Raw genomic sequence first — 6,386 nt, 5'->3', positions numbered from 1 at the left:
ACGGACAAGGAGATGGCCATGCGGGACCGCACCCTCTACGAGTGGTTCGCCGACACCGCCGAACGGTATCCCGACCTGCCCGCCCTGGAGGTCGGCGACGAGGTGCTGACCTACCGCGCCCTGCGTGACGCGGCGCTCGGGCAGGCGGCGGCGATCCTGGCCGGGCACGGCCGGCCGCCGGGCCGCGTCGCCCTGGTCACCCCGCGCACGGTCCACGCCTACGTGGGCTACCTGGCCGTGCAGCGGCTCGGCGCGTCCGTCGTGCCGCTGTCGCCCGACCACCCGGACGACCGCAACCTCGACATCACCACCCGGGCGAGCGTCGACGTGGCACTGGTGGCCCCGGAGGTCGCGGGCCTGTTCGACGCGCTGCCCGCACGGCTGCGGCCGACCGTGGTCGAACTGGGCGAGTCCGCTTCGACCGCGCAGCTGCCGAGGGTTCCGACGGACCTGGAGCGGGAGGCGTACCTGCTGTTCACGTCGGGCTCGACCGGGCAGCCCAAAGGCGTGCCGATCAGACACCGCAACCTCGCGCGGTACCTGCCGCACAACATCGCCCGCTTCACCGGCGGTCCCGGCAGCCGGGTGTCGCAGGTGTTCGGGCTGACCTTCGACCCGTCCGTGATCGACATGTTCCTGCCGTGGGGCACCGGCGGGACCGTCGTGGTGGCGGGCAAGGCCGACCTGTACGCGCCGGTCGACTTCATCGTCTCGCGCGGCCTCACGCACTGGTACTCCGCGCCGTCGGTCATCACCGTCGCGCAGCACTTCGGCAACCTGCCGTTCGGGCGCGCGACGACGTTGCGGCACAGCATCTTCGCGGCCGAGCAGGTGACCGTGAAGCACGCCGAGCTGTGGCGGCAGGTCGCGCCGAACTCGGAGATCCACGACCTCTACGGCCCGACCGAGGGCACCATCACGGTGACCGAGCACGGGCTGCCCCTCGACCGGGAGCGGTGGGTGGTCGGCTCGAACGGCGCCGTGCCGATCGGCGTGCCGTACCCCCACATGGAGCTGGTCGTGCTGGACGAGGACGGCCGTCCGACCGACGACGGCGAGCTGCTCTTCCGCGGACCGCAGCGCTTCGACGGCTACCTGAACCCGACGCAGAACGCGGGCGCGTTCGTGTCGTGGGAGCCGGGCGGCCCGATCGTGCCGCACACCGGTGAGACCGAGGTGACCCCCGAGCACTGGTACCGCACCGGCGACCGGGTCCGCCGCGAGCACGGCGTCCTGGTCCACCAGGGCCGGTTGGACAACCAGGTGAAGGTCATGGGTCACCGCATCGAGCTCGGCGAGGTCGAAGCCGCCCTGCGACGCCACCCGGACGTCGTCGAGGCCGCCGTGATCGCGGTCACCGAGAACGACCGGACCCAGCTCGTGGCGGCGTACACGGGCACCAAGGTGGCCGACTTCGAGCTGTGGCTGCGCACCAAGCTGCCCGCCCACGTGGTGCCCGCCGAGCTGCACCACTTCGAGGTCCTGCCGGTGAACGACGCCAACGGCAAGATCGACCGCGCCCGCCTGGCCGACCTGATTCGGCGCTCCTGACCGCGGCGGCCCTGGGTTCTCGCCGATGCCGGCACCGCTCGCCGGTCGTCGACGATGCGTGCGGGCCGGACGAAGGTCCAGTCGAGGGCGTCGGACCTCGGCGCGCCCGTCCCTTGACGACGTCGGGACTTCACCTTGATCCTGAGCGTGGTCCACAGTCGCCTCGGATGCGCCGCCGGCATCCCCCACCGGAGGAAGGACCTCCCGACATGACCACCTCCGCTCGTCCGAGACGCGGGTCGACAGCGGCCGGCCTCGTGCTGACGCTGCTGGCGGCTCTCGCCGGCTTACTCGTCGTCGCCGGCCAGTCCGGCGCCACGGCGCAACCCACGCCGACGAACACCTCCTCGATCACCCACCCGACGGACTACCCGCCCTCCACCACCACACCGGCACCGACCGGTCGGTGCACCGCCGTCTACCGTCTGGTCAGCACGTGGCCGGGAGGGCTGCTCGGCGAGGTCGTCGTCACGGCCGGCTCGCCGATCACCACCTGGGACGTGCAGTGGACGCTCGCGCCCGAGCAGGTGGTCACCAACCTCTGGGGCGGCGCCGCCTACGACCTCGGCCGGACGGCGAACGTGCGCAACGCCGACTGGAACGGCGTGCTCGCGCCACAGGACACCGCGACCATCGGCTTCACCGTGTCCGGCGGCCCGCACCCGTACACCCCGATGGTCAGCTGCGTCGCGTCCTGACGACCGGCACGTGTGGCGAACCCGCAGGCGGATCACTGTCTCGCGCACGATGCCGGGCAGGCGCCCGGCCCGGCGTCAGCGACCGCCGGCGCCGGGCCGTTCCGCGCGTGGTCCCGGGCCTATCGCGCGGGCGGTCGGGTGGAGAGGATCTCCGCCACCGTCGTGGCGGCGACGGCGGCCAGGGTCGGCACGCTCGGGGTGACGAAGAACGTGTCGGTGGTGGTGGCGCCGACGGTGTGCAGCCCGCCGGTCGGTGGGTTGGTCGCGTTCAGCACCACGTCCGCGGTCAGGTCGTCCGACGAGCTGACCCGGAAGCCGCGCGGGCCGGGCTCGATCTTCGGCACACCCGGCACCAGCCGCAGTTGGCCGGAGTCGAACAGCGCCAGGAGGGTTCGCGCGTTGCCCGGCACCATGGGTGAGGCCAGGCTCGTGATCGTGCGGAAGTGCTCGGTGCGCAGCACGGTGCGTTCGGCGAGGGAGAGCAGGCGCCACGCGGCCGGGCCGAGCATGTGGACGGCCGCCGCGAACATACGCCGTCCCAGGTAGGGCGAGTCGACCTCGGCCAGTTGGCGGCGCAGCCGGTCGACCGGGCGTTCGCGGGTGGTGATCTCGGCGGTCAGCGGTGCGATGTCCTGGCCCGCCTCCGCCAGTTCGGCGTTCATCAGGGACACCAGGCCGGTGAGCGTGGACGGCAGGTTCTCGCGGGTGAGGTGTCGGAAATCCAGCTGGACCGGGGTCTGCTGCACGTCCGGCAGCACGCCGCCGCGCGACACCATCGTGATCGGCCCCGTGTGCCCGTCGGCCGCGAGCGCGGCGACGATGTCGACAGCGGTCAGACCGCTACCGATCACCAGGACGTGACCGCCCGTGGGCACGTCGGCCAGCGTGCGGGCGAGCGGGTAGGGGTCGAGCACGAAACCGCGGCTGCCGGCGAGGCCGTAGTGGTCCACCGGGGTTCCGCCGCCCACGCACAGCACGGCGTGGTCCACCGGGTGCTCGCCGCCAGGGGTGCGCGGCGGGGAGTGGCCGGTCACCCGGTCGCCGACCAGGTCGACCCGCCAGCCACGCTGCCGCAACCGCGTGATCGCCTCCAGCGCGGTTGCTTCGAGGTACTCGCCGTAGACCGCCCGCGGCACGATCGGCACGCCGAGCAGCTCGTCCTGGTGCGCGTCCGCGTCCCCGTCACGCCGCGCCAACCAACGCGGGTAGTGCGACCGGTCGCCGTGCCGGATCGACATGATCACCGGCGGCGCGTTCACCCGCACCGCGTCCAGGTCCGGCTGGTACGCCCGTCCGCGCCACCACCGCGGCGAACCCTCGAACACGGTGACGCCGCCGGGTTCCGCGTCGGCCAGGGACAGCGCGTCGAGCACGCTCACGCCGGCCGCGCCGGCTCCGATGATTCCGATCTCCATGTCCCGTCACGCTGCCCGGCCCGGACAGCCGGGACCATCCCTCGTTCTCGGGGTTGTCGCGTCGGCCGGACGAGGACGAGGATCACGATCATGACGAGGGGGAACGGGACGCTGTCGCCGACCGTGGCCAGGGCGTCGAACGCGCTCGCGCTGTTCGAGGGGACGTCCGCCGCGCTGCGCCGGGTCGTGCCGTTCGACGCGGCGGTCTGGCAGGCGACCGACCCGGCCACGGGCCTGCCGACCGCGCCGATGCGCGCGGAGAACCTGGGCGAGGACGGCTGTGAAACCTACTGGGACTGCGAGCTGCTGTCGGAGGAGGTCAACCTCTTCCGCGACCTCGCCCGCGCGCCGGTGCCGGTCGCCGCGTTGCGCGAGAGCACCGGCGACGAGCCCGAGCACAGCGCCACCTTCCGGCGGTTCCTGCGGCCGCGGGGTCTGGCGGACGAGCTGCGGGCCGTGTTGCGCGTGGACGGTCAGTGGTGGGGCCAGGTCAGCCTCTTCCGCGAACGCCACCGCGATAGCTTCACCGCGCGTGACGTCGCCACGGTCGCCGGCCTGAGCCCGGTGCTGGGCAAGCGGCTCCGGTCGTTCGCCGTGCCCGCGCCGCAACCCGTGGCCGACCACGCGGGAGGTCCCGGTCTGCTGCTGTTCGACGCGTCCGGTGCGCTGCTGTCGATCAACGACGAGGCCCGCGCCTTCCTGCGGGACCTGCCGGCCGGCCCGTCGGCGCCCACCCGGTTGGGCATCCACGTCCCGGCCTGGGTGCACAGCACGGCCGCCCGTGCCCTGGTCGAGGACGGCACGCGGGTCCGCGCACGCGACCGCGCCGGCCGGTGGCTCCTGTTCCACTCCTCCTGCCTGCGCGACGCGGACGGGACGCCGACCCAGGCCGCCGTCGTCGTGGAACCCGCCAAGGCCGCCGACATCGCACCACTGCTGACCGCCGCCTACGGCCTGACCGAGCGGGAACTGGAGATCACCCAACTCGTCGCCCGCGGCCTGTCCACCGCGCAGTTGGCCCGTCGCCTGCACCTCTCGCCGCACACCGTCCGCGACCACGTGAAGGCGATCTTCGGCAAGACCGGCGTGACCAGCCGCGGCGAGCTGGTCGCCCGGCTCTACACCGAGCACCTCCAGGGTTCGAACCGCGCGGCCGTCGTCCGGGTGTGGCACGACTGACCAGGCTGGACCCGTCCGCTGACGCGGTATCGCACCCCGTGTCGAGGCGACGTCAGGCCGTGTCCGGCCGGTGATCGCTCGGCCGAGCTGCCGACCGCGCCCATGGATTGGGCGGCCCGGCAGGCGTCGGCGGAGGCCCGGGGGCTGAATTGGGGTCCCTGGTCACCACATCGGCGAAACGGCGGACGGGACGTGGCGGGCGGGCTCGGCCTTGCACCGAGCCCGCCCGCGGAAGCGCCACCGTTCCTGATCGCTCGCTGTGACGCTCACCCGGTTCGGCGTACGTCGTCGCCCGCGAACGTCAGGAACACCGGAGCCGGGCCTGCGTCACGCCACCGGTCAGCGCTGCAGTGTCAGCACCCCCGGCCGGTAAGGCAGGGTGCCGTAGGGCGAGCCGTCGGTGCTGGGGTCGCGCCCCTGGTAGAGGAACTGGAGGTTGCAGGGGTCGATGGTCTTGGTCTGGTCGGGGTTGGCGCGAACCAGATCGCCGTGGCTGATGTCCCTGGTCCAGGCCGTCGCGCCGCTGTTGACACTGCCGGCGAAGGGGCTGGTGACGGTGTCGGCCTGCGGCTGCGGTGTCCACGTGCCGCCGAGGCTGGTGGCCGTGAACGAGCGGAAGTAGCGACCGTACCCCGTGTAATTCTGGGCCTCGACGATCATGTGGTACTGGTTCTGACCCTGGACCTTGTAGACCTCGACCGCCTCGAACAGGTTGAGCGCCGTGTCGCTCATGATCTTCGTGAACGAACCGAAGGTGCCCGGGAAGTTGCCGATGGGCATGTCGGCGCGGTAGATGCCGCCCTCATCGTCGGCGAAGAACATGTACATGTTCGCGTCGTCGCCGATGAGGGTCACGTCGAGGGGGCCGACCTTCCGGCGCGTGCCGTCGGGCTCCACAACGTCCGGGAGGGTGGTCGTGAAGAGTTCCTGCTGCGGGCCCCAGCCGTTGGGGTTGGTGGGGTCGCTCGAGGTGCGGTAGCCGAAGCTGTACGGCCAAGCCCCGTTGTAGGCGAGCACCCAGAGGTTCTTCGGGGCGAAGTAGAACAGCGTCGGCGCGATGCCGTCGAAGGGGATCGTGTTCTGGGTGGCGGTGGCCATGTCGGACCAGTTCGTGAAGGGGCTGAAGCTCATCAATCCCCAACGCCCCTGCTCACCGTCGAGGGTGTTGTGCGTCGTGGCATAGACGAGGTTCTGGCCGTTGTACTTCACGGTGGTGAAGTCCTTGAGCGAGGCCCACCCCGCCTTCGGGTTCGCCAGCGGGCCGGTCGACGTCCAGCGGTACGTCGACGGCAGCGCGCAGGTGCCGTTGCCCCCGTCGACCCGGACGAGTTGCCACTGCTGGTTGCTGCCGCCCCAGTCGCTGTACTGCACCACGGCCGCGCCGTCGGCGGTGGACGCGCCCTGCACCTCGACGACCTTGTTGCTGTTGCGGTTGACCAGCCGGACGTAGCCGCCGTCGGAGTCGGCCAGCCGGAACTGCTGGTTGGTGCCGTTGTGGTCGGTCCACTGGTGGATGGCGGCGTGGTCGGCCGTCGACCAGCTG

5 protein-coding genes are annotated in these 6,386 nt (G+C 72.0%); 3 read left to right on the top strand and 2 right to left on the bottom strand.

Annotation, left to right across the window (positions count from 1 at the left end; all coding sequences use genetic code 11):
• Window positions 1–18: 18 nt before the first annotated feature.
• On the top strand, window positions 19–1,551 hold the full coding sequence (locus ADK67_RS26390) for an AMP-binding protein (RefSeq protein WP_053719208.1): 1,533 nt from the start codon (window positions 19–21) through the stop codon (window positions 1,549–1,551).
• A 209-nt stretch (window positions 1,552–1,760) separates the two neighbouring features.
• Window positions 1,761–2,249 (top strand): cellulose binding domain-containing protein, encoded by a 489-nt coding sequence (locus ADK67_RS26385; protein ID WP_197289620.1) that lies wholly within the window; start codon window positions 1,761–1,763, stop codon window positions 2,247–2,249.
• Between the two features lie 119 nt (window positions 2,250–2,368).
• On the opposite strand, the gene ADK67_RS26380 is transcribed toward ADK67_RS26385, so the two are convergent.
• Window positions 2,369–3,664 carry an FAD/NAD(P)-binding protein gene (locus ADK67_RS26380; RefSeq protein ID WP_053719206.1) on the bottom strand — a complete coding sequence of 432 codons (1,296 nt, stop codon included), beginning with the start codon at window positions 3,662–3,664 and terminating at the stop codon, window positions 2,369–2,371.
• Window positions 3,665–3,754: 90 nt separating this feature from the next.
• On the opposite strand from ADK67_RS26380, the gene ADK67_RS26375 reads away from it, so the two are divergent.
• Window positions 3,755–4,843, top strand: a complete 1,089-nt coding sequence (locus ADK67_RS26375) for a helix-turn-helix transcriptional regulator (protein WP_053719205.1) — start codon at window positions 3,755–3,757, stop codon at window positions 4,841–4,843.
• Between the two features lie 339 nt (window positions 4,844–5,182).
• Here ADK67_RS26375 and ADK67_RS26370 read toward each other — a convergent pair.
• Window positions 5,183–6,386 (bottom strand): non-reducing end alpha-L-arabinofuranosidase family hydrolase (locus ADK67_RS26370; protein WP_053719204.1); only part of this gene is annotated, 1,204 nt, incomplete at its 5' end.

This window comes from Saccharothrix sp. NRRL B-16348 (genome assembly GCF_001280085.1).
Lineage (GTDB): Bacteria > Actinomycetota > Actinomycetes > Mycobacteriales > Pseudonocardiaceae > Actinosynnema.
The sequence above is the reverse complement of the archived record's forward strand: the minus strand, read 5'-3'. Positions and strand labels throughout refer to the sequence as shown.